Source organism: Pseudomonas sp. PGPPP1 (assembly GCF_002255865.1).
GTDB lineage: Bacteria > Pseudomonadota > Gammaproteobacteria > Pseudomonadales > Pseudomonadaceae > Aquipseudomonas > Aquipseudomonas cremoris.
In genome coordinates this window covers 41,598-66,410 of the sequence record NZ_NKIG01000004.1, presented here as the reverse complement: position 1 = coordinate 66,410, position 24,813 = coordinate 41,598, and the positions used below count along the sequence as shown (strand labels likewise).

The following is a 24,813-nucleotide window of genomic DNA, read 5'->3' as shown; positions in this document are numbered from 1 at the left end:
TTCCTTAAACCCGGTTTAAACGATCACCGACACAGCCAGCGGCAGGAACACCGCCGTGGCCACGCCCATCAAACTCATGGCCAGCGCCGCAAAGGCGCCGCACTCTTCACTTTCCTGCAGCGCCACCGAAGTGCCGACGGCGTGGGCCGTCATGCCCAGCGCCATGCCGCGCGCCTCGGGGCTGTGCACGCCCAGACGCGACAAGTACGCCGGGCCGATCATCGCGCCGATCACCCCGGTGATCAGTACAAACACGGCCGCCAACGCGGCAACACCACCAATCTGCTCGGCCACCAACATGGCAATCGGCGAGGTCACCGACTTGGGCGCCATGGTCATCAGCATCATGTGTTCGGCGCCGAACCACCAGCCCAGCAGCACGCACAGGCCGGTAGCCAATACACCGCCTATCACCAGCGTAGTAAAAATCGGCCAAAACAATTGGCGAATTCGGCGCAGGTTCAGATAAAGCGGCACCGCCAGAGCAACCGTCGCAGGCCCCAGCAGGATGCTCATGATTTCAGTGCTCTTGCGGTACTCAGCGTAACTGAGGCCGCAGGTGAGCAAAATGCCGATCACCAGCAGCATGGAGACCAGCACCGGCTGCAGGAAAATCCAGCGGGTTTTCTCGAACCCCGCCAGCACCAATTGATAAGCGCCGAGGGTGATGCCGATACCGAACAATGGGTGATGAATGACTGCCGTCCACGCGCCGTGCCAGTCGAAGATCATTGACCCTTCTCCTGGCGCTTGACCATCTGCTGCATCAGCACGCCGACAAAGCCCATGGCAATCACCAACGACAACACCAGCGCGCCGACGATGGCCCAGAAGTCTGCAGCGATGTCCTTGGCGTACACCATTACGCCCACCGCAGGCGGTACCAGCAGCAAAGGCAAGTAACGCAACAGGCTGCTAGCCGCCAGGCTCAGAGGCTCGCCGACTTCGCCATTCCATATCAAGAAACCGAGCATCAGCAGCAGCCCGATAATCGGCCCCGGCAATATCGGCAGCAGCAAATGGTTGATCGCCGTGCCGATCAATTGGAACAGCACCAGCCATGTCAGACCGCGTAACAGCATCCGTTCTCTCCCCCTTTAAGCGTGTCGGCATTATAAGCATGCCCGCCCTATGCACCGGCATTCGCCAAAAGCATGGTGGGTTGACCGAGCCCGTTGCCCATGATGATCTACATTGGTTCTCTGTAGCCCACAAAAATACCGCTCCTTCAAGAGAGGGGACAAACCGATGAACCAAGGAGAGACGCAATGCCCTATGTACCTGTAGCGCAGCTCAAAGATTATGTCGGCAAGGAACTGGGACGTTCCGATTGGCTCACCATCGACCAGGCGCGCATCAACCTGTTCGCGGAAGCCACTGGCGATCATCAGTTCATCCACGTCGACCCGGTGAAGGCCGCGCAAACCCCGTTTGGCGGCACCATCGCCCATGGGTTTCTGTCGCTGTCACTGATTCCCAAGCTGATTGAAGACATCCTGATCATGCCCGAGGGCTTGAAGATGGCCGTCAACTACGGCCTGGACAGCGTGCGTTTTATCCAGCCGGTGAAGGTCGACTCCAGGGTACGCCTGAACGTCAGCCTGACCGAGGCCACCGAGAAGAAACCCGGGCAGTGGCTGCTCAAAGCCGTGTGTACCCTGGAAATCGACGGTCAGGAAAAACCCGCCTACATTGCCGAGTCGTTGTCACTCTGCTTCGTGTAAGCCTTCCCTGTGGTGAGGGCTAAAACCTCACCACAGTGTATGTAAATTTATGTATGAATCTCGCAGCTGCGGCATACTCGGCGCTCAATTATCCGGATCCCGCTATGCGCCCACTCGCTCCCCTTGCCCTTGCCCTGTTGCTCACCGCTTGCGGAGACGGCGAATCGCTGTTGCCGCCCGATGCGCGCCTGCCCGACGGTGGCCGTTACCGGGGCGATGTGGTCAATGGCTTGCTGCAAGGCCAGGGTCGCGTGGACTACCCCAACGGCAGCTGGTACGCCGGCCAGTTCGACAAAGGCCAATGGCACGGCCAGGGCGAATGGCATGGCAGCAACGGCGAAGTCTATAAAGGCCAGTTCCAGCAGGGCCTGTTCGATGGCCAAGGCAGCCTGACCACGGCGGGCAGCCACTATGTGGGCGGTTTCAAGAACGGTCGGCGCAACGGCGAAGGCACCCTCAAAGAGGGGCAGATGACCTATCGCGGAGAGTTCAAGGACGACCAGTATTCCGGCCTCGGTCGCCTGGAACTGGCCGATGGTAGTCAATACCAGGGCCAATTCGCCCACGGCAAGCCGAATGGCGAGGGCCAACGCAACGACGACAGTGGCAACCAGTTCAGCGGCCATTTCGTCGATGGGCAACTGGAAGGCAACGGCACGTTTAACAGTGCCGACGGCGACATCTATGTCGGCCAGTTCAAACAGAACCAACTCAACGGCAAAGGCCGTTATGAAAACGCCGACGGCGACGTGTGGATCGGCCAGTTCAAGGAAGGTGCCCTTAGCGGCAAAGGCGAGTTGATCGGTGTGGACGGCAGCCATTACGTCGGCCAGTTCAGCGACTGGCGCTTTACCGGCGAAGGCCGCCTGAACCTTACCGACGGCAGCTTCTATATAGGCGGGTTCGACAGCGACAGCTATCAGGGCCGTGGCACGTTGGTGCTCACCGACGGCACCGTGCAGGCCGGCACCTGGGTCAATGGCATGCGCGTGCGTGACGCCGATGGCAAGCTGCTGCCAGACCCACTGGAAATCGGGATACTGGCACAGGGCCGCTTGCTGGATGCCGCCCTCGCCGCAGTGCCGCCCTCCACTTCCGGCGTGGAGCTGTACACCCTGGTATTGGCCGGCGACGGCAAACAAAGCGTGTTCCTGCGCGAAGCCGATTACGTCAGCAACATGCTCGCCACCCGCTTCGGCGCACGTGGACAGATTCGCCTGGTCAACCATCGCGACCATATCGCCGACCGCCCCCTGGCCACTCGCGAAAGCCTGCGCCGCGCCGTGCAAACCCTCGCCGAGCGCACCGGGCCGCAAGACCTGGTGTTCATTTATATGACCAGCCACGGCACCCACGAACACGAACTGGTGCTGGACCAGCCGCGCATGGAGCTGGCCGACCTGCCCGCCGACGAACTGGCTGCCGTGCTAGCGCCGCTGAAAAACCGCGACAAGATCATCGTGATTTCCGCCTGCTACTCTGGCGGTTTTATCCCGGCGCTCAAGGACGAACACACCCTGATCATGACCGCTTCCCGCGCTGACCGTGTGTCCTTCGGTTGCTCCGAGGAAGCTGACTTTACCTACTTCGGCGACGCCCTCTTCGCCCAAGCCTTCAACCAGACCGACGACCTGCAGCAAGCCTTCAAACTGGCGCAACTGCACGTGGCCGAACGCGAACAGGCGGACAACTTCGAAGCCTCCGAGCCGCAAATCTGGGCCCCTAAGGGTGTGATCGCCCATTGGCAATTATTACGCAAGCAGCAGGCACGAAAGGCGCTCGAAAGCGTCTCAATGAATAGCAAGGAAGCCAAAGGCAACTAAGCTGTAACGTGTAACAAGGGGGAAACACCATGTACCTGACACCGCAGCACATCCTGCTCGCTGGCGCCTCCGGCCTGACCGGCGAACACCTGCTCGACCGCCTGCTCAACGAACCAACGGTGACTCGCGTACTGGCGCCTAGCCGCAAGCCATTGGCCGAACACCCGCACCTGGAAAACCCGGTGGGGGACCCGGCAGTGTTCCTGCCGCAACTGAGTGGGCGAGTGGATATTGCCTTCTGCTGCCTCGGGACCACCATCAAACAAGCGGGCTCGGAAGCGGCGTTCCGTGCCGTCGACCTGGACATGGTCGTGGCCTTCGCCAAGCGCGCGCGGGAAATGGGCGCACGCCACCTGATCGTGATCAGCGCGATTGGCGCCGACCCGAAATCCTCGATCTTCTACAACCGCGTCAAAGGCGAAATGGAACAGGCGCTCAAGGCTCAGGACTGGCCGCAACTGACCATCGTTCGACCTTCCCTGCTGCTCGGCGAACGGCTTGAACCGCGCCTCGCCGAACAACTGGCCGGGCCACTGTCGAAACTGATTCCCGGCAAGTACCGTGGCATTGAAGTGTGCGAACTGGCCCGAGCCATGTGGCGCCTGGCGCTGGAAGAGCAAGATGGGGTGCGGGTGGTGGAATCGGACGAGTTGCGTAAGCTCGGCAAATAGATTTTCAGTGATCGAGAGGGCCCCATCGCGGGCAAGCCCGGCTCCCACATTTGACCTGTGTGAACCCGATCAAATGTGGGAGCTGGCTTGCCTGCGATGAGGCCAGCCCAGACAACACCGTCGCTACAGCCCACCCGTCGCGTTAAACCCGACCCCAAGCACCGTCAACACCGACAACGGCAACAGCAGCGTGTCGAGCAATGCACTGGCCGGCAGGTCCACATGGGGATAACTCGGGGCCTCGGCGCCAAAACGGTCCTTGGCGCAGCAGCCACCATTTATCGCATACAAATCCAGCCGCGTACCCGCGTACACCACCGGCGCGCCCGGCTGCGCCGCATCCAGCGTACGCGCAGTGGCACAACCTGCCAGTTGCAGCGCCAGCAGCATCAACAGGACTTTATTCATCACTGCTCAAATGGTGCTCGCCCCAGCGCGGCAGCATGTCCTGGGGGATATTGAGCAGGTTGAGAATGCGCGCCACCACAAAGTCCACCAGGTCATCGATGGTCTGCGGCTGGTGATAGAACCCCGGCGAAGCCGGCAGGATCGTCACGCCCATGTTCGACAACTTGAGCATGTGCTCCAGGTGAATGCTCGAATACGGCGCTTCGCGCGGCACCAGGATCAGTTGGCGGCGCTCCTTCAAGGTCACGTCGGCCGCACGCTCGATCAGGTTATTGCAGGCGCCGGTAGCAATCGCCGACAACGTGCCGGTAGAACACGGCACCACCACCATCGCCGCCGGCGCGCCCGAGCCCGAGGCGACCGGTGACATCCAATCCTCTTTGCCGTAAACCTTGATCTGCCCCGCCGCCGCACCGGTGTACTCGGTGAGGAACGCCTGCATCATCTGCACCTTGGCCGGCAGCGCCACGTCGGTCTCGGTGGCCATCACCAACTGCGCGGCCTTGGAAATCAGGAAGTGCACTTCGCGCTCTTCGCGCACCAGGCAATCCAGCAGGCGCAGGCCATAAGGCGCGCCCGATGCGCCGGTCATCGCCAGGGTGACGCGCTCCGGGCCGCTCATTTCAGCGCCTCGGCCAGTTTGCCGTGCAGGCCGCCGAAGCCGCCGTTGCTCATCACGACTACGTGGGTGCCAGGCTTGGCCTGTTGCTTGACGTGTTCGATGATGCCGTCGATAGAGTCGCAGACCTTGGACGGAATGGTGCACAACGCCGCAATCCCAGGCAGGTCCCAGCCCAGGTTGGCCGGCGCATACCAGACCACCTGATCGGCATCGTTGACACTTTCCGGCAGGCCATCGCGATGGGCACCGAGCTTCATGGAGTTGGAACGCGGCTCGACAATCGCAATGATCGGCGCATCGCCCACGCGCTTGCGCAACCCATCCAACGTAGTAGCAATCGCGGTTGGGTGGTGGGCAAAGTCGTCGTAGATGGTAATCCCGTTCACATCGGCGACCTTTTCCATGCGCCGCTTCACACTCTTGAACGCGCTCAACGCGGCAATGCCCATCGACGGCACCACGCCCACATGCCGTGCGGCGGCCAGAGTGACCAAGGCATTGGCAACGTTGTGCTGGCCGGTCATGTCCCAATCGACGATGCCTTGGGCTTCGCCCTCAAACAGCACTTCAAATTTGGAACCGTCTTCGCTGAGCAACTTGATCTGCCACTGCCCACCCGTGCCGGTGGTTTGCACCGGGGTCCAGCAGCCCATCTCGATCACGCGTTGCAAGGCGGGCTCAGTGGTCGGGTGAATGACCAGGCCTTCGCTCGGAATGGTGCGCACCAAATGGTGGAACTGGCGTTCAATGGCAGGCAAGTCGGGGAAGATGTCAGCGTGATCGAACTCAAGGTTGTTCAGGATCGCGGTGCGCGGACGGTAGTGAACGAACTTGGAACGCTTGTCGAAGAAGGCGCTGTCGTATTCATCCGCCTCGATCACAAAGAACGGCGTATCGCCCAGACGCGCTGAGACCGAGAAGTTCTGCGGCACACCGCCGATCAGGAAACCCGGGCTCATGCCGGCATGTTCCAGCACCCAGGCCAGCATGCTGCTGGTGGTGGTCTTGCCGTGGGTGCCAGCAACCGCCAGCACCCAGCGGCCTTGCAGCACATGGTCCGCCAGCCATTGCGGGCCAGACACATAAGGCAAACCTTTGTTGAGTACGTATTCGACCGCGGGGTTACCACGCACCATGGCATTGCCGATCACCACCAGGTCCGGGACCGGGTCGAACTGCGACGGGTCGTAGCCCTGGGTCAGTTCAATGCCCTGAGCCTGGAGCTGCGTGCTCATCGGCGGGTAAACGTTGGCGTCCGAGCCCGTCACATGGTGACCGAGTTCTTTGGCCAAAACCGCCATCGAGCCCATGAACGTGCCGCAAATACCGAGAATATGAATGTGCATAGTCGACCTCGTAAAACATCGAGGCAGGTTAGCGCAGGGGGGCGAAAATCGCACCCTTTAGCTGAAGGCGTGACGTGCGATGCCGTGTCTGCGCAGCTTGCGATACAGCGTGTTGCGGCTCACGCCCAACTGCTCCGCCGTGTGGCTCATATGCCAGCGTTGTTGCTCCAGCACCGCAAGCAGAGCCAAACGCTCGGCATCGTCCAGCGGCGACTCCGGCGGTTTGGCGTCACTGTTGGCTGCCGGCCGAGACTGGCGGATCAGCGCGGGCAAATCGTGCAACGCTATACGCCCTTCATCGCACAACGCCACCAGCGTGCGCAGTACCGTGCGCAGTTGGCGCACATTCCCAGGCCAGGCAAATGCCAGCAGTGCGCCACGCGCCGCCGGATCAAGGGAGACGGTCTCGCCGTTGGCCTCCTGTGCCAGCAGAAAGTCCAGCAATTGGGATTTATCACTGCGCTCGCGCAAGGGCGGCAACCCGACTTCCAAGCCATTGAGTCGGTAGTACAGGTCCTCGCGAAAGCTGCCGTCCTGCACGCGTTCCAGCAAATTGCGGTGGGTAGCGCTGATAATTCTGACGTTGACCGCCTGGGGCTCACCGCCGATGGGCACTACCAAGCGATCCTCCAACACCCTTAATAGACGGGTTTGCAGGGCCAGGGGCATATCGCCGATTTCATCGAGGAACAAGGTGCCACCGTCGGCCTGCTGCAATTTGCCTTGCATGCCTTCCTTGCGGGCGCCGGTGAAGCTGCCGCCGCGATAGCCGAACAGTTCACTCTCAATCAAGCTCTCTGGGATGGCCGCGCAGTTGAGCGCGACGAACGCCTTGTCGGCGCGCTGGCTGGCCAGGTGCACGGCTTTGGCGAACGCCTCTTTGCCGGAGCCGGTTTCGCCGTTGATCAGCAACGGCACATCGCGCTCGAATACCCGTAGCGCCTTGCTGAACCCCTGTTGCAGCGCCGGGTCGCCCAAGCAGATGCCGGGCAGGCGCGGCCGTTCCACCGCAACCGGTTTGGCGATGGCGGCGGGAACGCTACGCGCCTGGCCCCGCAAGGCGGCGAACAGCTGGCGGCCATCACGGGTGCGCAGCGGCCAACTGGCAGTGGCATTGGCGCTGGCGCGGCCGAGCAATTGGTCCAGCGAGCATTCGAAAAACGCCTCCACCGGCTGCCCGAGCAAACCGCCGCGCATTTGCCCCAACAGGTTCAGCGCGCTCTGGTTCACCGCACAAATACGCCCTTCGCCATCGAACGCCAGCAGGCCTTCGCTGAACAGGCCCACCGACTCTGCCTGCAGGTGAAAACGCAGCAGCCAGTGGTTTTCAAAGTGACGCAAGAAGTAGCAACTCTCTATCATCTTCGCCGACAGGTTCACCAGCGCCATGGTGTGGAACTGGCTCTGGCGCGACACCGCTTCGCGCGCCGAAGACACGTCCAACACTGCCAGCAAGTCGCCATGAGGGTCGAACACCGGGCTCGCCGAACACGTCAGCCCGGTATGGCGCCCGCGAAAATGCTCATCGCGATGAATGGTCAGGGACTGGCGCTCCACCAGGCAGGTGCCGATGCCGTTGGTGCCCTCGCATGCCTCACTCCAATCGGCGCCCAGCCACAACCCGGCGCGCTCGAAGATCTTGCGCTCGGAAGGCGCGGTAACACAGTTGAGGATCACGCCACGGGCATCGGTGAGCAGTACCGCGTGGCCTGCGCCGGACAGTTGTTGGTGCAGGCTGTTCATTTCGCTGCCGGCGATGTGCAGCACTTGTTGCAGGCGCTCGCGGCTTTCTAACAGACGACCATGCTCGAGCACGGTGGGGGCAATGGTTTGCGCAGGATCTAGGTGGTAGTCCTCCAGGCAACGCAGCCAGGAGCGGGCGATAGATGGGTCACTCGATGGGTCGCGGCCATGAGCCACAGTGAGGACCTGCTGGGCATGGCGACTGAAATGATCGTTGTGCATTTCTTATTATTCTCCCTGCGTGAGAACCCCCAGCATCCCCCAGGCATCCGACAGATGCAATCCCGGCCAGACCCACCGGTCACAGGCTGTCTCGTTTATGGCACAAACTGTCACACCGCCTGTGTCAGACCTGCCACAGCAACGCTTTGCAACAAAGCCCAACCCCTTGATTTCACTGGGCCCCAAAGCAGTGGCCCAACCTTTGCTCTACGCTTTATATGCGCTTGCCGCGCTGCACTCCCAATAAACATAAGAGCCAGGAGATACCCACCATGCGTTACGCACACCCCGGTACTGAAGGCGCCATCGTTTCGTTCAAGGCCAAATACGGCAACTACATCGGTGGCGAATTCGTTGCGCCGGTCGATGGCAACTATTTCACCAACACCTCGCCGGTCAACGGCAAGGCTATCGCCGAATTCCCGCGCTCCACTGCCAAAGACATCGACAAGGCGCTGGACGCCGCCCACGCCGCCGCAGACGCCTGGGGCAAGACCTCGGCGCAGGACCGCTCGCTGGTCCTGCTGAAAATCGCCGACCGTATCGAACAGAACCTCGAACTGCTGGCCATCACCGAGACCTGGGACAACGGCAAGGCCGTGCGTGAAACCCTGAACGCCGACATCCCACTGGCCGCCGACCACTTCCGCTACTTCGCCGGCTGCATCCGTGCCCAGGAAGGCACCAGCGCCGAAATCAACGAACACACCGCGTCCTATCACTTCCACGAACCCCTGGGTGTGGTCGGCCAGATCATTCCGTGGAACTTCCCGATTCTGATGGCTGCGTGGAAACTCGCACCGGCCCTGGCCGCCGGTAACTGCGTGGTGCTGAAGCCCGCCGAACAAACGCCGCTGGGCATCACCGTGCTGCTGGAAGTCATCGGCGACCTGTTGCCACCGGGCGTGCTGAACGTGGTGCAAGGTTTCGGCAAAGAAGCCGGCGAAGCGCTGGCCACCAGCAAGCGTATCGCCAAGATCGCCTTTACCGGCTCGACGCCAGTGGGCTCGCACATCATGCACGCGGCGGCGGAGAACATTATTCCGTCCACCGTGGAGTTGGGCGGCAAGTCGCCGAACATCTTCTTCGCCGACATCATGAAGGCCGAACCGACCTTTATCGAGAAAGCTGCCGAAGGCCTGGTGCTGGCGTTCTTCAACCAGGGCGAAGTGTGCACCTGCCCTTCCCGTGCCCTGGTGGAAGAGTCGATCTACGACGACTTCATGAAAGTGGTGATGAAGAAGATCGAGTCGATCAAACGCGGCGACCCGCTGGACACCGACACCATGGTCGGCGCCCAGGCGTCCGAGCAACAGTTCGATAAGATCCTGTCCTACCTGGAAATCGCCAAAGGCGAAGGCGCGCAACTGCTCACCGGCGGCAAGGTCGAAAAGCTCGAAGGCGATATGGCTGGCGGTTATTACATCCAGCCGACCCTGCTCAAGGGCACCAACGAAATGCGCGTGTTCCAAGAAGAAATCTTCGGCCCGGTAGTGAGCATCACCACCTTCAAGGACGAAGCTGAAGCCCTGGCGATTGCCAACGACACCGAGTTCGGCCTGGGTGCCGGCGTATGGACCCGTGATATCAACCGTGCCTATCGCATGGGCCGGGCGATCAAGGCGGGCCGCGTGTGGACCAACTGCTACCACCTGTACCCAGCGCATGCCGCGTTCGGTGGTTACAAGAAGTCCGGTGTGGGTCGTGAGACGCACAAGATGATGTTGGATCATTACCAGCAGACTAAAAACTTGTTGGTGAGCTACGACATTAATCCGCTGGGCTTTTTCTAACTAACACCCGCTCCCACACTTAGATGTCCATAAGTACTTGCGAATTTCATTCGGCACAAAGATGCCGACTTAAAACAATAACAACGGACGGTACTTCCCCATGCCTAGCGAACCGACTGGATCTTCCGTCGACTTCGAAAAAGTCGACTCCCAATACTTCCAACAACGCGAACTTAAAAAAGGCGCCGCCGGCTGGGTGCTGTTAGTGGGCCTTGGCGTCGCCTATGTAATCTCTGGCGACTACGCCGGCTGGAACTTCGGCCTGGCCCAAGGCGGCTGGGGCGGTATGTTCCTTGCCACTTTGCTGATGGCCACCATGTACTTGTGCATGTGTTTTTCGTTGGCCGAACTGTCTTCCATGATCCCCACTGCAGGCGGCGGTTACGGCTTTGCCCGCAGCGCCTTTGGGCCTTGGGGCGGATTCCTCACGGGCACCGCGATCCTGATCGAATACGCCATCGCCCCCGCTGCCATCGCGGTGTTTATCGGCGCCTACTGCGAGTCCCTATTCGGCATCGGCGGCTGGATGATTTACCTGGCGTTCTACATCATCTTTATCGGCATCCATATCTTTGGCGTCGGTGAAGCGCTGAAGCTGATGTTTGTGATCACCGCCGTCGCCGCCATTGCCCTGGGCGTGTTCCTGGTGGCGATGGTGCCGCACTTCAATGTCGCCAACTTGCTGGACATTCCGGTGACTGAGGCCAAGGGCGCCAGCACCTTTCTGCCGTTCGGCTACGTCGGCGTATGGGCGGCAATTCCCTACGCCATCTGGTTTTTCCTGGCGGTAGAGGGCGTGCCCCTGGCCGCCGAAGAAACCAAGAACCCAAAACGCGACCTGCCTCGTGGCCTGATCGGCGCCATTGTGGTGCTGACCAGTTTTGCCCTGCTGATTCTGGTGATTGCACCGGGCGGCGCCGGCACTTACGCACTGATCAAGTCCGGCAACCCGTTGGTGGAAGCGCTGGCGTTGTCCTACGGCGGCTCAACGTGGATGGGCAGTTTCGTCAACCTGGTAGGCCTGGCCGGGCTGATCGCGAGCTTTTTCTCGATCATCTATGCCTATTCACGGCAGATCTTTGCACTGTCCCGCGCGGGCTACCTGCCGCGTAAATTGTCCCAGACCAACAAAAGCAAGGCTCCCGTGCTGGCGTTGGTGATCCCCGGCATCATCGGTTTTGGCCTGTCGCTGACCGGTCAGGGCGACTTGCTGATTCTGGTGGCGGTGTTTGGCGCGACGATTTCCTACGTGCTGATGATGGCCGCGCACATCACCTTGCGCATCCGACGCCCCAAAATGGACCGTCCGTACCGTACGCCGGGCGGCATCTTCACCTCCGGGATTGCCTTGGTACTGGCCTGCGTGGCCGTGGTGGCGGGCTTTTTGGTGGACCCGCGCGTGGTGATTGGCGCGGCGATCATCTATGGAGTATTAATTGCTTACTTTGCTTTCTACAGCCGGCATCACTTGGTAGCAGGCACGCCTGAAGAGGAATTCGCGGCGATCCAGGCCGCAGAGGCCGCCTTGCACTGAAATGCCGAAAACCTCGACGCAGGCCGTTGCTTGCGTCGTCAAGGAGACACTGTATGGCAAGCTTTTCCCACGCGGTGGGTGCACACACCTACCGCTTCGACAGCCTCAAGGACGTGATGGCCAAGGCCAGCCCCGCACGTTCCGGGGATTTCCTCGCCGGTGTCGCCGCGCAGAACGACGGCGAACGGGTGGCCGCGCAGATGGCGCTGGCGAATATCCCGCTCAAGCACTTTCTTGAGGAAGCGCTCATCCCTTATGAAAGCGATGAAGTCACCCGGCTGATCATCGACACCCACGACAAGCAGGCGTTTGCCGTGGTCAGCCACCTGACCGTGGGCGGCCTGCGCGACTGGCTGCTCAGCGATGCGGCCGATGAACACAGCCTACGGGCGCTAGCGCCAGGTCTGACACCCGAAATGGCCGCTGCCGTCTCCAAGATCATGCGCGTGCAGGACTTGGTGCTGGTGGCGCAAAAGATCCGCGTGGTCACGCAATTTCGCGGCACCATGGGCCTGCGTGGGCGCTTATCCACGCGCTTGCAACCCAACCACCCCACGGACGAACCGGCCGGGATCGCCGCGAGCATTCTCGACGGCCTGCTGTATGGCAATGGCGACGCCATGATCGGCATCAACCCAGCCACCGACAGCATCGCCTCGATCTGCGCGATGCTGGAAATGCTCGATGCGATCATCCAGCGCTACGAAATCCCGACCCAGGCCTGTGTGCTGACCCACGTCACCACTTCTATCGAAGCGATCAACCGTGGCGTGCCGTTGGACCTGGTGTTCCAGTCGATTGCCGGCACCGAGGCGGCCAACGCCAGTTTCGGCATCAACCTGAACGTCCTGCAGGAAGGTTACGAGGCGGGACTGAGCCTTAACCGTGGGACCCTGGGCCAGAACTTGATGTATTTCGAAACCGGCCAGGGCAGCGCCTTGTCGGCCAACGCGCATTTTGGCGTCGACCAGCAAACCTGCGAAACCCGCGCCTATGCAGTCGCCCGGCACTTCAAGCCGTTCCTGGTGAACACTGTTGTGGGCTTTATCGGCCCCGAGTACCTGTACAACGGCAAACAGATCATCCGCGCCGGCCTTGAAGACCACTTCTGCGGCAAGTTGCTGGGTGTGCCGATGGGCTGCGACATCTGCTACACCAACCATGCCGAAGCCGACCAGGACGACATGGACACCCTGCTGACCTTGCTCGGCGTGGCCGGGATCAACTTCATCATGGGCATCCCCGGCTCCGACGACATCATGCTCAACTACCAGACCACCTCGTTCCACGATGCCTTGTACGCCCGACAAACATTGGGTTTGAAGCCCGCACCCGAGTTTGAACAATGGCTGGCGAAAATGGGCATCTTCACGCAAGCCGACGGCAAGGTGCACTTCGGCAGCAGCCTGCCACCGGCATTTCGCCAAGCCTTGGCGCAATTGGGATGAAGGAGCCGCCCGTGCAACTCGACCTACCTGACAACCCATGGCTGGAATTGCGTCGCCTGACCCCGGCGCGCATTGCCCTGGGCCGCACCGGCACCAGCATTCCCACCAATGCGCAACTGGACTTCCAGTTCGCCCACGCCCAGGCACGCGACGCGGTGCACCTGCCGTTCGACCCTGCGGGTCTCAGCAGCCAACTGGCCGAGCGGGGCCGCGAGAGTCTGTTGCTGCACAGTGCCGCGACGGACCGTCATATGTACCTGCAACGCCCCGACCTGGGGCGGCGCCTGAGTGATGAGTCGGCCCAATTGCTGCGCGATCACGCTTCGGCCAAACCTGGCGGTGTGGACTTGGCGGTCGTGGTGGCTGACGGCCTGTCGGCCTTGGCGGTGCATAAGCACACCCTGCCGTTCCTGACGCGCCTGGAGGAACAGAGCAACGCAGACGGTTGGTCGCTGTCACCGGTGATGCTGGTGGAACAAGGCCGCGTGGCCGTGGCGGACGAAATCGGGCAATTGCTCGGCGCCAAGATGACCGTGATCCTGATCGGCGAACGGCCGGGGCTCAGTTCGCCGGACAGTCTGGGGCTGTATTTCACCTACAACCCCAAGGTTGGCCTCACCGATGCCTATCGCAACTGCATCTCCAATGTGCGTTTGGAAGGCTTGAGTTATGGCATGGCGGCCCATCGTTTGCTGTACTTGATGCGAGAGGCGTGTCGTCGGCAGCTGTCGGGGGTCAATCTCAAGGATGAGGCGCAGGTTCAGACGATCGAATCCGATGATCCGGACCTGATGAAAGGGAATTTCCTGCTCAGCTCACCGAATGACTGATCGCTGCATGATTGCGCTTTTTCGCGCCTTTAGGCAGCATCGAGTCACGGCCGCTTGTGTGGTCATCCCCCATTTGGAAGTTGAGGCCTGACATGCGGATTACTCAAGCGACCCTGGAACACCTGGACCTGCTGACCCCCTTGTTTGTCAAATACCGCGAGTTCTACGGGGCCTTGCCCTTCCCGGACTCATCACGGGCCTTCCTGGAAAAACGCCTGCGCCGCAAGGAGTCGGTGATCTACCTGGCACTGGCGGATGACGATGACAAGAAACTGCTGGGTTTCTGCCAGCTGTACCCGAGCTTTTCCTCGCTGTCGCTCAAGCGTGTGTGGATCCTCAACGACATCTATGTGGCCGAAGACGCTCGCCGGCAATTGGTGGCGGATAACCTGATGCGCACTGCGAAGAAAATGGCCAAGGAAACCCACGCGGTGCGGCTGCGGGTATCGACCAGCAGTGACAACGAAGTGGCGCAGAAGACCTATGAGTCGATCGGGTTTCGTGAGGATACGGAGTTCAAGAACTACGTGTTGCCGATTAGCGAAGACTGAAATCAAAACACCACAAACCCCGTGTGGGAGCGGGCTTGCCCGCGATAGCGGCGGTTCAGTCAGACCATTTGTAACTGACACTGCGCCATCGCGGGCAAGCCCGCTCCCACATTTGGACCTGCGACGGTCGACAGAACATCTATGCCGCATTTTTGCGACATCCCTCGCTACAAAACCAACACGCTTTTCACCTCTCAATCCGTATAATGCGGACCTTTCAGGGTTGTAAGAAATGCGGCATACACTTGTAGCCTTCTTCACCCGAGCTTCCGCACAGGCCTGCTGAGCCGGGCCATCCACACAGGTGCCATCCATGGATTTCAACCCGCTCGACCTTATCCTGCATCTCGACGTGTACCTCGACCTGCTGGTTACCAATTACGGTCCGTGGATCTACGCCATTCTGTTCCTGGTTATTTTTTGTGAAACCGGCCTGGTGGTCATGCCGTTCCTGCCGGGTGATTCGTTGCTGTTCATCGCCGGCGCCGTGGCCGCAGGCGGGGGCATGGATCCGGTCTTGCTGGGCGGCCTGTTGATGCTGGCGGCAATACTCGGCGACAGCACCAACTACGTCATCGGGCGAACAGCCGGAGAGCGCTTGTTCAGCAACCCGAACTCAAAAATCTTCCGCCGCGACTACCTGCAAAAAACCCACGACTTCTACGACAAGCACGGCGGCAAAACCGTCACCCTGGCGCGCTTCCTGCCGATCCTGCGCACGTTCGCACCCTTTGTTGCTGGCATCGCCAAAATGCCTTACCCGCGCTTTTTCGGGTTCAGCGTGTTCGGCACCATTCTTTGGGTTGGCGGCCTGGTGACCCTGGGTTACTTCTTCGGTAACGTGCCATTCATCAAGAAAAACCTGTCACTGCTGGTGGTGTTTATCATCCTGCTGTCGCTGGTGCCGATGATCATTGGCGTATTCCGCAGCCGCTTTGGCCGCACCTCCTCCGAAGCCAAGCCGCAGTAAACCGCGATGTGGTCCCTCAGCGCCTGGCGTCGCCGGCGCCTGCTGGCCAAGCACCCGATTGCCGATGACACCTGGCAACGGGTGCGCCACCACCTGACGTTCCTCGACGGCATCAGCGCCGAGCAGGACCAGTGGCTGCGTGAAGCCTGCGTGGTGTTCCTCGATCAAAAGCACCTCACCGCTTTGCCCGGCGTCGAACTGCACCAGGAACAACGCGTGCTGCTCGCCGCCCAGGCACAGTTGCCGCTGATGAATCTGGGCGACCTAGATTGGTACCAGGGCTTCCACGAAATCGTGCTGTACCCCGACGACTTCCTAAGCCCCCAGCGCCACCGCGACAGCAGCGGCATCGAGCACGAATGGGACGGCGAACACAGCGGCGAAGCCTGGCAACAAGGTCCGGTGATTCTCGCGTGGCCCGGCGTGCTGGCAAGCGGCCAGTGGGAAGGCTACAACCTGGTTATCCACGAACTGGCGCACAAGCTCGACATGCTCAACGGTGACGCCAATGGCCTGCCGCCGCTGCACCACGACATGCGCGTGCAAGACTGGGCCAGCGTAATGCAAGGCGCCTACGACGACCTCAATCGCCAACTGGACGCCAACCCGGATGCCGAGACGGAGATAGACCCCTACGCCGCCGAAAACCCGGCGGAATTCTTTGCGGTCACCAGCGAATATTTTTTCAGCGCCCCGGATTTACTGGTCAATAGTTATCCACAGGTGTACGCCCAGCTCAGCCTCTTTTATCGCCAGGATCCTCTGGCCCGCCTGAACCAACTGCAGGCGCACGACCCGCGTTATCAGCCGCAAGGCGAATAACCGTACGACGTCTGGCGCATGGCATCGGCGGCGGAATGTGCCTATAATCGCCGCCACTTTTAGGCCAATCCGGCCAAGTTTCTTGGCCAATTAACGGGGGCAACGCCCAATGAGCTACAGCAAGATTCCGGCTGGCAAAGACCTGCCGAACGACATCTACGTCGCCATCGAGATTCCGGCCAACCACGCGCCGATCAAATACGAAATCGACAAAGACAGCGACTGCCTGTTCGTTGACCGTTTCATGGCCACCCCGATGTTCTACCCGGCCAACTACGGTTTCATCCCTAACACCCTGGCAGACGACGGTGACCCCCTCGACGTGCTGGTTGTAACCCCTTACCCGGTTACCCCAGGTTCGGTTATCCGCGCCCGTCCAGTCGGCATCCTGAACATGACCGACGACGGCGGCGGCGATGCCAAAGTTATCGCGGTACCTCACGACAAGCTGTCGCAGCTGTACGTGGACGTGAAGGAATACACCGACCTGCCGCCACTGCTGCTGGAACAGATCAAGCACTTCTTCGAGAACTACAAAGACCTCGAAAAAGGCAAATGGGTGAAGATCGACGGTTGGGGTAACGCAGACGCCGCCCGTGCCGAGATCCTGAAGTCGGTGGCTGCCTACAAAGGCTGATACTTGCTACTCATTGCCTCGGCAATAAAAGAGAGCCCCGATTATTCGGGGCTTTTTTATGGGAAAATTAAACACCAAGTTCAACTAACAGCATTAAATGTTTATTCATTCAAGAAAGTTGAAAAATCAGGCCACAACCCAGCAAAAACCTACGCGCGCAATTCAACGCATAGTTTATTTGATTTGTTTTTCCGGCCAGTAAACTCTGCGTTTATGAATACATCAGGTGATCGTTTAAAAGCGCTACTAAGGGAAGTTCATCTTTCCGCCTCCGACTTCGCCAAGAACCGCGGTGTCACGCCTCAACACGTGAATAACTGGTTCAAACGCGGTGTACCCATGGGCCGACTCAATGAGATCGCAGAACTACTGTGTATCTCCAGTCGTTGGCTACGCACCGGCGAAGGTCCCAAACACCCACCGGCCAACTTCATGTTGGAAGGCCCTGATACCAGGAAAGGACTCCCCACCCGCGAAGAAAGCGGCAAATACCTCACAGGCCCGGCCTGTCACCCGGAAAAAATAGACGTGGAGATCCCCCTCCACTTCACGTTCACCTCAGCCGAGCGCATCCGCGTCTCTAGGCACACATTCGAAACCCTTAACGTAAACCCCGACCGTGCACTGGGCGCCTACATGGTCGACAACAGCATGATCGACATCATCCAACAAGGCTCCACCCTCGCCATAGACCGAGGCCGCACCCAAATCATCGACGGTGAAATCTATGCCGTTGAACACGACGGCATGTTGCGCATCAAGTACCTCTACAACCGCCCGGGAGGTGGCTTGCGCCTGCGCAGCCAGAACGCCAGCGAACACCCGGATGAGTACCTGACACACGAAGAGCGCTTCGAACAGAGCGTCCAGATCGTGGGCTGGGTGTTCTGGTGGTCCACACTGAATAACCGCCGCCCACCCGTCCCACTGGATGAGCATCTATTGGGCTGGGAAGGCTCTAAATCGGATCCGGAGGTGGGCATTTGAGGTGAATGTGGGTATCATGCGCCGCACATTTGGCAGGGGTGGCTTAGCGCTATTCTCCCTGCTCGGCGATGCGGAGGAGTTCCCGCTGATGCCCCTTTTATTCAGCCTGACGCAACGTGGGCTGAGCGATTTGAAGGCTGGTGAGGCTTGTCAAAAACAAGCTGAAGCAGTCCCCGAGAAGCCGGCCACAAGCCGGCTTTTTAATGCTTGAAAAACAAGCACTGGCACCCCACTCCCCTCTGACGCACCTCAATTCACCCTCCTTTGACCATGCAACAAGCTGCGGCACAAACCGCAAACCCTTATTGTCTCTCCTTGGTTGACAGTAAGACTCGCCCCGCCTGATTTATCCCACTCCAACCCACCATTAACCTATGCCCATGTTGAACACAACGCCCAACCAACCTAAACAAAAAAGGATTCAACCATGAGCACTCCAACCTACAACCGCCTCAACAAAGACGACGCCGTAGTCCTGCTGGTCGACCACCAAACCGGCCTGATCTCCCTGGTCCAGGACTTCTCCCCCAACGAGTTCAAGAACAACGTGCTCGCCCTGGCGGACCTGGCCAAGTTCTTCGAACTACCGACCATCCTCACCACCAGCTTCGAACAAGGCCCGAATGGCCCGCTGGTTCCTGAGCTGAAAGAGATGTTCCCAGACGCGCCGTACATCGCTCGCCCTGGCCAGATCAACGCGTGGGACAACGAAGATTTCGTCAAGGCGATCAAGGCCACTGGCCGCAAGCAGATCATCATTGCGGGTGTGGTCACGGATGTGTGCGTGGCGTTCCCAACACTGTCGGCGTTGGCAGAAGGGTTCGACGTGTTTGTGGTGACTGATGCGTCGGGTACGTTCAACACCACGGTGCAGCAGGCGGCATGGAGTCGTATGACTCAAGCGGGCGCGCAGATGATGAACTGGTTCTCGGTGGCCTGTGAGCTGCATCGCGACTGGCGCAACGATATTGAAGGGCTGGGTAACTTGCTGTCCCAGCGGATTCCGAACTATCGCAACTTGATGAATGGTTATTCGGCGCTGACGGCTCGCAAAGACTAACAACGCGCGCCGCCCAATAAGCCTGCCCTGAAAAGCGGGCTTTTTGTGGTGACTTGACTCTCCCCCATACAGCACCCCCTACCCTGAAAACCCCATTTTCAGAACCCAAATAGCCCTTTTGCAGACGATGCATTCTGGATTGCAGGCGTTTGAAGCACAGTTGAAAACGGCACATGGGCAATGCGCCTTGAATACCTGACGTTCTTGCGACAACTTCTCATTACCACTAACATCGCACTCCCCTACTTCCCAGAGCGGCGCCCCCGCCATGTCCGACGACCCTGGCAACCGCAACCTCGGCCCGCTCTACCGCCGGCATCGTAGTGAACTCCTGGCCTACCTCACTCGCCGGGTCAATTGCCGCGAAACCGCTAACGATCTGCTGCAGGACGCGTTCATTCGCCTGATGAACAGCGAGGTCGCCAAGATTGGCAACGTTCGCGCCTTCCTGTACCGGATCGCCAACAACCTGAGCATCGACCACGCTCGGCGTAATCGCGTACGCGGTGTCAGCGATGAGCAGGAACTGCAGGCGTTGGCCGGTGACGCCGACCCACAGAATAGCGCGATTGCCGGAAACACCCTTGAGCATTTGCAGCGCTTGATTGATGGGCTACCCTCGCCTACCCGTGAGGTGTTTCTGCTGGCTCGGGTTGAGCAGTTGAGTTACAAGGAGATCGCCATTCGCCTGGGTCTGGATGCCCGTGCAGTGGAGCGGCATTTGAACAAGGCCATGGCCCATTGCGCCGCTGTCCTGCACGCCAACGAGTCCCGATGAACAATCAGCCAAACCCCTCGCCGTCCGAACGTGATCAGCAAGCGCTGGATTGGTGGACGCGTCTACGTGGCGATAATGTCAGCGCACAACAGCGCAACGCGTTTGAGTTGTGGCGCGCGGAACCGCTCAATGCCAATGCCTACCAGAACGTAGAGACACTCTGGACATTGCTCGAGCGCCCAGCCCACGCTGTGCGGCGCACTGAGCGGCGGCGCCCACTGTCGCGACGGGCGACCTACGCAGCGGCGGCCTGCCTGGTGCTGGCTTTCGCGACGGTGATGCTGTTGACGCCACCGATGACCACCTGGGGCAGTGATTACGCCACCGCCACGGGGCGGCAGCAGGACATCACCCTGGCCGACGGATCGCGTCTGCATCTGGACAGCGACAGCGCCGTCGATATCACGCTCAACAGCAATGAACGCCGCGTAAACTTGCTGCGCGGTCGGGTGTTTCTGGACGTGAGCCACGATGGCCGACCGTTTGTAGTGCGTGCTGGCAACTCGCGGGTTCAGGTATTAGGCACCGCGTTTTCGGTCAGCCACGGGTCGAACCAGGATGAAGTCACGCTATTGCGCGGCCAGGTCGAAGTGATGGCCGGCGGGCAGCATCAACCGCTGAAACCGGGTGAACAACTCAAGGTCATTGACGGCCAGATCCAGCCACCTATCGCTGTCGACGCCGACCGCCTGCTAGCGTGGCGCGACGGCCAACTGCGGGTGCGCAATGCGCCGCTGCGGGACGTCCTCGACGAGTTGATGCGCTACCAGGGCGGCCGGGTCATATGGCTCGACGACCAGGCCGCGCAACGCCCTATCAGCGCCAGCTTCAACCTCCAGCAAATCGACAGTGCCGTCGACGCGTTGATCAGTGCGCAGAAATTGCGCACTACCTCCCTCACCCGTCGAGTGCTGATCGTGCGCGGCTGACTGCCTCGAAAAATTATTTACGCCTCCCACGGTAATTTGGATGCCTGCTGCGTCTTACCCCGCACTTAGGAAGCATTATCATTTGTAACTCGGGGGAGGATGTATGCACTATTCACAGGTCACGCGGTTCAAATTCTTACCGCTGGCGGTCACCTTGATGGCCGTCGGCTTGCCGCTGTCGTTTGCCCAGGCCGCAACGCCTGCAGCGAGCGAGGCAAGCGGTCAGCGTTTGAATTTCAATATCGCAGCACAATCGTTGACCGATGCGTTGGACCAGTTCGCCCAACAGAGTGGCTACCAAATCATCTATGACGCGACGCAAGCCGCCGGCCTGCGCTCCACACCATTAAGCGGCGAACATACGCCGCAGCAAGCTTTGAGCATCCTCACCAGCGGCACCCGCGCCCGTTACAGCCAGCCCAATGCTAGCAGTTTCGTGATCGATATCCCGGCTGCAACCGGCGACACCCTGCAACTGTCGGCCGTGAGTATTTCCGGCAAGGCACCCGGCTCCATCACCGAAGGCACCGGTTCCTACACCACGCAATCGTCCAGCAGCTCAAACCGGCTGAACATTGCGCTCAAGGAAACCCCGCAGTCCGTGACGGTGATCACCCAACAACGCATCGCCGACCAGAAGATGTCGAACCTGACCGACGCGATGGAGGCCACATCCGGTATCACGGTGGTACGCGAAGGCCAGGGCGCTGACTCCGACGCTTACTATTCGCGCGGTTTCGCTATCAGCAACTTTGAGGTCGACGGTGTACCAACCTCGTCGCGCATGGACAACTACACCCAGAACACCGCCATGTATGACCGGGTTGAAGTGGTGCGCGGTGCCACCGGCCTGATCAGCGGCATGGGCCAACCGTCCGCCACCATCAACCTGATCCGCAAGCGCCCTACCGCCACGCCTCAAGCCAGTATCAGCGGCGAAGCCGGCACTTGGGATCGCTACGGCACGTCGGTGGACGTCTCCGGCCCGCTGAACGACGCCGGCAATATTCGCGGGCGTATGGTGCTGGACTACAAAAACCAGCACTCCTGGGTCGACCGCTATAAACAGGACACCAACCTGGTCTACGGCATCAGTGAGTTCGATCTGAGCGAAAGCACCCTTTTGACCCTGGGCTTCAGCTACCAGACCGTGCACACCAACGCGCCACCTCGCAGCGGCTTTCCACTGTTCGACAGTGCCGGGGGGCGCACAGACTTCAAGCGCTCATTCAACACCGCCACCGATTGGTCGTTCTACGACCACGACCAGACAAGTTACTTCGCATCTCTGGAGCATCAGTTCGATAACGGCTGGAGCGCCAAGCTCGACTTCACCCACACCGACAATCAATACGACTCGGCGATCAGCTACCTGTACGGCGATATCGACCCCGCCACGGGACTCGGCGCTGCCGTGTTGCCCAATAAATTCAAGGGTAACCCTAAGCAGAACGCTATTGACGTCTATGTCACCGGCCCCTTTGAACTGCTGGGGCGCGAACATGAACTGATCGCAGGCGTGCAGCTATCGCAGATCCGCAACACCAACGCGCCGGACTACGGCGGTTGGATGCGCGGCGGTTACGACGGCAGCATCGGGCCCGTCTACGACTGGGACGGCAGCGCGCCCAAGCCCAGTTTCGAGAAAAAAGGCGAAGAGGACTTCAAGGAAAACCAGTACTCGGCCTACCTCACCTCACGCTGGCATCTGAATGACGCCACCAGCCTGATCCTGGGCGGGCGCCTGATCAATTGGAAGCAAACCGACGACGTGACCTACACCGCAGCAGGCTACGACGACATCCATTTGAATCGTGAAGAAAACGGCGTGTTCATCCCGTACGGCGGGATCGTCTACGACCTCAGCGACATCTGGTCGGTGTACGCCAGCTACACCAAAATCTTCAGCCCACAAAGCGACCAGACCGTGACCGGTTCCTACCTGGCGCCGCTTGAGGGCACCGGCTATGAACTCGGGGTCAAGGGCAGCTTCAATGACGACATGCTCAACGCCAGCCTGGCGTTGTTCAAACTTGAGCAGGACAACCTGTCGCAACCTGACGGCAATAACCTGACACCCACCAGTTTCCAAGCCTACAAAGCCGTACAAGGCACCACTACCCAAGGCGTGGAGCTGGAGCTCAACGGCGAACTGGCCCAGGGTTGGAACGTCGCCGGGGGTTACACCTACAGCGTCAGCACCGACGCGGATGACCAGCGCATTGCCACACAAATCCCTCGCCACAGCGTCAAGATGTTCACCACGTACCGTCTGTCCGGCCCGCTGGACAAACTGACGGTTGGCGGCGGATTCAATTGGCAGAGCAAAACCGGTTTCGATTTGAAGTACTACACCCAAGACAGCTACGCCGTGGCTAACCTGTTGGCGCGTTACCAGATCACCCCAAACCTCTCGGCGTCGGTGAACCTCAACAACGTGTTCGACAAGGAATACTTCACCACTACCAGCGCCGGGGTTTATGGGGCGCCGCGTAATGTGATGACGGGTTTCAAGTACGATTTTTAACAAAGCCTGAAAGAGTAGTGAGCCGAATAGCGTGAGCAATCGGCTCATTTTGTGAGCCGAATAACTCATTTATTCGGCTCACGCTCTTCTTGGACCACCCCCGCTCATTTGCCCAGAATCCCCATGTCTGCTAGTGTCCCGCCGGTTTACCGTCTACCGGAATAGCCGCCATGGCCCGTAAAAAAGTTGCACTCGATTTCGAACAATCCCTCGCCGACCTGCAAACCCTGGTCGAGCGTCTGGAGAACGGCGAGTTGTCGCTGGAAGACTCGTTGACAGCGTTTGAGCAAGGCATCGGCCTGACTCGCGACTGCCAGAGCGCGTTGGCGCAGGCGGAGCAGAAGGTGCAGGTGCTGCTGGAACGTGACGGGGAATTGGCCGAAGAGCCTTTCGATGCGGAACAACCCGAATGATCGACGCGTATCAGGCCAGTAGCCAAGCCCGGGTCAATGCGGCGTTGGAACCCTTGTTTGTTGCGCCAAGCCCCGAACTCAAGCGTCTTTACGAAGCCATGCGCTACAGCGTGATGAATGGCGGCAAGCGCGTGCGTCCATTGTTGGCGTATGCCGCGTGCGAAGCGCTCGGCGCACCGGCCGAGCAGGCCAATGGTGCGGCGTGCGCGGTGGAGTTGATCCACGCTTATTCTCTGGTGCATGACGATTTGCCGGCGATGGACGACGACGATTTGCGTCGCGGCCAGCCCACCACCCACAAAGCCTTTGATGAAGCCTGCGCAATTCTGGCCGGTGACGGCCTGCAAAGCCTGGCGTTCGGCGCACTGCTGGACCCAACGCTGAGCAGCGTCAACGCCGAGATTCGCCTGCGCATGGTTACCGCCCTAGCCGTGGCTGCTGGCCCCGCCGGCATGGTTGGCGGCCAGGCCATCGACCTGGGATCGGTCGGCCAAAAACTTGATCAACAGGCGCTGGAATACATGCACCGACACAAGACCGGCGCGCTGATCGAAGCCGCCGTGCAGTTGGGCGCCCTGGCCAGTGGCCGCGCCGAAGCTGCACAGCTGGCCGCGCTGAATACCTATTCCCGCGCCATCGGCCTGGCCTTCCAGGTGCAGGACGACATTCTCGACGTGGAAAGTGATACCGCCACCCTGGGCAAACGCCAGGGTGCCGATATCGCACGGGACAAACCGACTTATCCTGCATTGCTCGGGCTGGACGCGGCCAAGGCGTACGCCTTTGAACTGCGCGACCAAGCCCTGGACGCCCTGCGACCTTTCGACGCGGCGGCCGAGCCGCTGCGGGACCTGGCGCGGTATATCGTCGAACGCCGGCACTGATAACGGCGGCCTTTACGGCCGCATATCAGCCAAGTTCGGCGCTCTGCGTGGGCAGTTTGCAATGCTTGAGGTAAACTGCCGCCTCTTCTAT

25 protein-coding genes are annotated in these 24,813 nt (G+C 60.1%); 19 read left to right on the top strand and 6 right to left on the bottom strand.

Going from position 1 to position 24,813, the window contains the following annotated elements:
• Positions 1 to 15: 15 nt before the first annotated feature.
• Together CFE47_RS07905 and CFE47_RS07900 are read right to left on the bottom strand one after the other, a co-directional pair.
• Positions 16 to 732 carry an LrgB family protein gene (locus CFE47_RS07905; RefSeq protein WP_286836192.1) on the bottom strand — a complete coding sequence of 239 codons (717 nt, stop codon included), beginning with the start codon at positions 730 to 732 and terminating at the stop codon, positions 16 to 18.
• Positions 729 to 1,082, bottom strand: coding sequence for a CidA/LrgA family protein (locus CFE47_RS07900; protein WP_286836191.1), 354 nt, complete (start codon positions 1,080 to 1,082; stop codon positions 729 to 731). Before CFE47_RS07900 ends, CFE47_RS07905 begins: the two co-directional genes overlap by 4 nt.
• A 186-nt stretch (positions 1,083 to 1,268) precedes the next feature.
• Between CFE47_RS07900 and CFE47_RS07895 the strand changes: the two genes are divergently transcribed.
• The 3 genes from CFE47_RS07895 to CFE47_RS07885 all read left to right on the top strand — a co-directional run bounded on the left by CFE47_RS07895 (position 1,269) and on the right by CFE47_RS07885 (position 4,218).
• Positions 1,269 to 1,724, top strand: a complete 456-nt coding sequence (locus CFE47_RS07895) for a MaoC family dehydratase (RefSeq protein WP_286836190.1) — start codon at positions 1,269 to 1,271, stop codon at positions 1,722 to 1,724.
• A gap of 104 nt (positions 1,725 to 1,828) precedes the next feature.
• Positions 1,829 to 3,547: a C13 family peptidase gene (locus tag CFE47_RS07890; protein ID WP_286836189.1), complete on the top strand. Its 1,719-nt coding sequence runs from the start codon at positions 1,829 to 1,831 to the stop codon at positions 3,545 to 3,547.
• A 29-nt stretch (positions 3,548 to 3,576) separates the two neighbouring features.
• A complete protein-coding gene (locus CFE47_RS07885; RefSeq protein ID WP_176998542.1) occupies positions 3,577 to 4,218 on the top strand; it encodes an oxidoreductase in 642 nt (213 codons plus the stop codon).
• Between the two features lie 123 nt (positions 4,219 to 4,341).
• Here CFE47_RS07885 and CFE47_RS07880 read toward each other — a convergent pair whose 3' ends face one another.
• The 4 genes from CFE47_RS07880 to CFE47_RS07865 are packed head-to-tail and all read right to left on the bottom strand — an operon-like array spanning position 4,342 to position 8,559.
• On the bottom strand, positions 4,342 to 4,626 hold the full coding sequence (locus CFE47_RS07880; protein ID WP_286836188.1) for a YceK/YidQ family lipoprotein: 285 nt from the start codon (positions 4,624 to 4,626) through the stop codon (positions 4,342 to 4,344).
• Complete coding sequence (ubiX, locus tag CFE47_RS07875; protein WP_185708623.1) at positions 4,619 to 5,248, bottom strand: flavin prenyltransferase UbiX; 630 nt, start codon at positions 5,246 to 5,248, stop codon at positions 4,619 to 4,621. Before ubiX ends, CFE47_RS07880 begins: the two co-directional genes overlap by 8 nt.
• Positions 5,245 to 6,594 (bottom strand): UDP-N-acetylmuramate:L-alanyl-gamma-D-glutamyl-meso-diaminopimelate ligase, encoded by a 1,350-nt coding sequence (gene mpl, locus CFE47_RS07870; protein WP_286836187.1) that lies wholly within the window; start codon positions 6,592 to 6,594, stop codon positions 5,245 to 5,247. The genes ubiX and mpl overlap by 4 nt, the downstream gene beginning before the upstream one ends.
• 57 nt (positions 6,595 to 6,651) lie before the next feature.
• Positions 6,652 to 8,559, bottom strand: coding sequence for a sigma-54-dependent Fis family transcriptional regulator (locus tag CFE47_RS07865; RefSeq protein ID WP_286836186.1), 1,908 nt, complete (start codon positions 8,557 to 8,559; stop codon positions 6,652 to 6,654).
• Between the two features lie 272 nt (positions 8,560 to 8,831).
• On the opposite strand from CFE47_RS07865, the gene exaC reads away from it, so the two are divergent.
• The 16 genes from exaC to ispA all read left to right on the top strand — a co-directional run bounded on the left by exaC (position 8,832) and on the right by ispA (position 24,722).
• Positions 8,832 to 10,352, top strand: coding sequence for an acetaldehyde dehydrogenase ExaC (gene exaC, locus CFE47_RS07860; protein ID WP_286836185.1), 1,521 nt, complete (start codon positions 8,832 to 8,834; stop codon positions 10,350 to 10,352).
• 100 nt (positions 10,353 to 10,452) lie between these two features.
• On the top strand, positions 10,453 to 11,886 hold the full coding sequence (eat, locus tag CFE47_RS07855) for an ethanolamine permease (protein WP_185708627.1): 1,434 nt from the start codon (positions 10,453 to 10,455) through the stop codon (positions 11,884 to 11,886).
• A gap of 53 nt (positions 11,887 to 11,939) precedes the next feature.
• Positions 11,940 to 13,334, top strand: coding sequence for an ethanolamine ammonia-lyase subunit EutB (locus CFE47_RS07850; protein WP_286836184.1), 1,395 nt, complete (start codon positions 11,940 to 11,942; stop codon positions 13,332 to 13,334).
• Positions 13,331 to 14,164 carry an ethanolamine ammonia-lyase subunit EutC gene (gene eutC, locus CFE47_RS07845; protein ID WP_286836183.1) on the top strand — a complete coding sequence of 278 codons (834 nt, stop codon included), beginning with the start codon at positions 13,331 to 13,333 and terminating at the stop codon, positions 14,162 to 14,164. Before CFE47_RS07850 ends, eutC begins: the two co-directional genes overlap by 4 nt.
• Before the next feature lie 92 nt (positions 14,165 to 14,256).
• Positions 14,257 to 14,715: a GNAT family N-acetyltransferase gene (locus tag CFE47_RS07840; RefSeq protein ID WP_017735604.1), complete on the top strand. Its 459-nt coding sequence runs from the start codon at positions 14,257 to 14,259 to the stop codon at positions 14,713 to 14,715.
• A gap of 313 nt (positions 14,716 to 15,028) precedes the next feature.
• Positions 15,029 to 15,685 carry a DedA family protein gene (locus tag CFE47_RS07835; protein WP_016978561.1) on the top strand — a complete coding sequence of 219 codons (657 nt, stop codon included), beginning with the start codon at positions 15,029 to 15,031 and terminating at the stop codon, positions 15,683 to 15,685.
• A 6-nt stretch (positions 15,686 to 15,691) separates the two neighbouring features.
• The gene (locus tag CFE47_RS07830) at positions 15,692 to 16,507 is read left to right on the top strand and encodes a M90 family metallopeptidase (protein ID WP_286836182.1); all 816 of its coding nucleotides are present in this window, start codon (positions 15,692 to 15,694) and stop codon (positions 16,505 to 16,507) included.
• A 109-nt stretch (positions 16,508 to 16,616) separates the two neighbouring features.
• Complete coding sequence (gene ppa, locus CFE47_RS07825; protein WP_003219382.1) at positions 16,617 to 17,144, top strand: inorganic diphosphatase; 528 nt, start codon at positions 16,617 to 16,619, stop codon at positions 17,142 to 17,144.
• A 213-nt stretch (positions 17,145 to 17,357) separates the two neighbouring features.
• Positions 17,358 to 18,131 (top strand): LexA family transcriptional regulator, encoded by a 774-nt coding sequence (locus tag CFE47_RS07820; RefSeq protein ID WP_286836286.1) that lies wholly within the window; start codon positions 17,358 to 17,360, stop codon positions 18,129 to 18,131.
• A 16-nt stretch (positions 18,132 to 18,147) separates the two neighbouring features.
• A complete protein-coding gene (locus CFE47_RS07815) occupies positions 18,148 to 18,342 on the top strand; it encodes a hypothetical protein (RefSeq protein ID WP_286836181.1) in 195 nt (64 codons plus the stop codon).
• Between the two features lie 216 nt (positions 18,343 to 18,558).
• Complete coding sequence (gene ycaC, locus CFE47_RS07810; RefSeq protein ID WP_122486070.1) at positions 18,559 to 19,191, top strand: isochorismate family cysteine hydrolase YcaC; 633 nt, start codon at positions 18,559 to 18,561, stop codon at positions 19,189 to 19,191.
• A gap of 268 nt (positions 19,192 to 19,459) precedes the next feature.
• The gene (locus CFE47_RS07805; RefSeq protein WP_286836180.1) at positions 19,460 to 19,969 is read left to right on the top strand and encodes an RNA polymerase sigma factor; all 510 of its coding nucleotides are present in this window, start codon (positions 19,460 to 19,462) and stop codon (positions 19,967 to 19,969) included.
• Positions 19,966 to 20,898, top strand: coding sequence for a FecR family protein (locus tag CFE47_RS07800; protein ID WP_286836179.1), 933 nt, complete (start codon positions 19,966 to 19,968; stop codon positions 20,896 to 20,898). Before CFE47_RS07805 ends, CFE47_RS07800 begins: the two co-directional genes overlap by 4 nt.
• A gap of 103 nt (positions 20,899 to 21,001) precedes the next feature.
• Positions 21,002 to 23,425: a TonB-dependent siderophore receptor gene (locus CFE47_RS07795; protein WP_286836178.1), complete on the top strand. Its 2,424-nt coding sequence runs from the start codon at positions 21,002 to 21,004 to the stop codon at positions 23,423 to 23,425.
• Between the two features lie 170 nt (positions 23,426 to 23,595).
• Entirely contained in the window at positions 23,596 to 23,838 is a 243-nt protein-coding gene (locus CFE47_RS07790; RefSeq protein WP_003176346.1) for an exodeoxyribonuclease VII small subunit, read from the top strand.
• Positions 23,835 to 24,722, top strand: a complete 888-nt coding sequence (ispA, locus tag CFE47_RS07785; RefSeq protein WP_286836177.1) for a (2E,6E)-farnesyl diphosphate synthase — start codon at positions 23,835 to 23,837, stop codon at positions 24,720 to 24,722. Before CFE47_RS07790 ends, ispA begins: the two co-directional genes overlap by 4 nt.
• Positions 24,723 to 24,813: the final 91 nt, after the last annotated feature.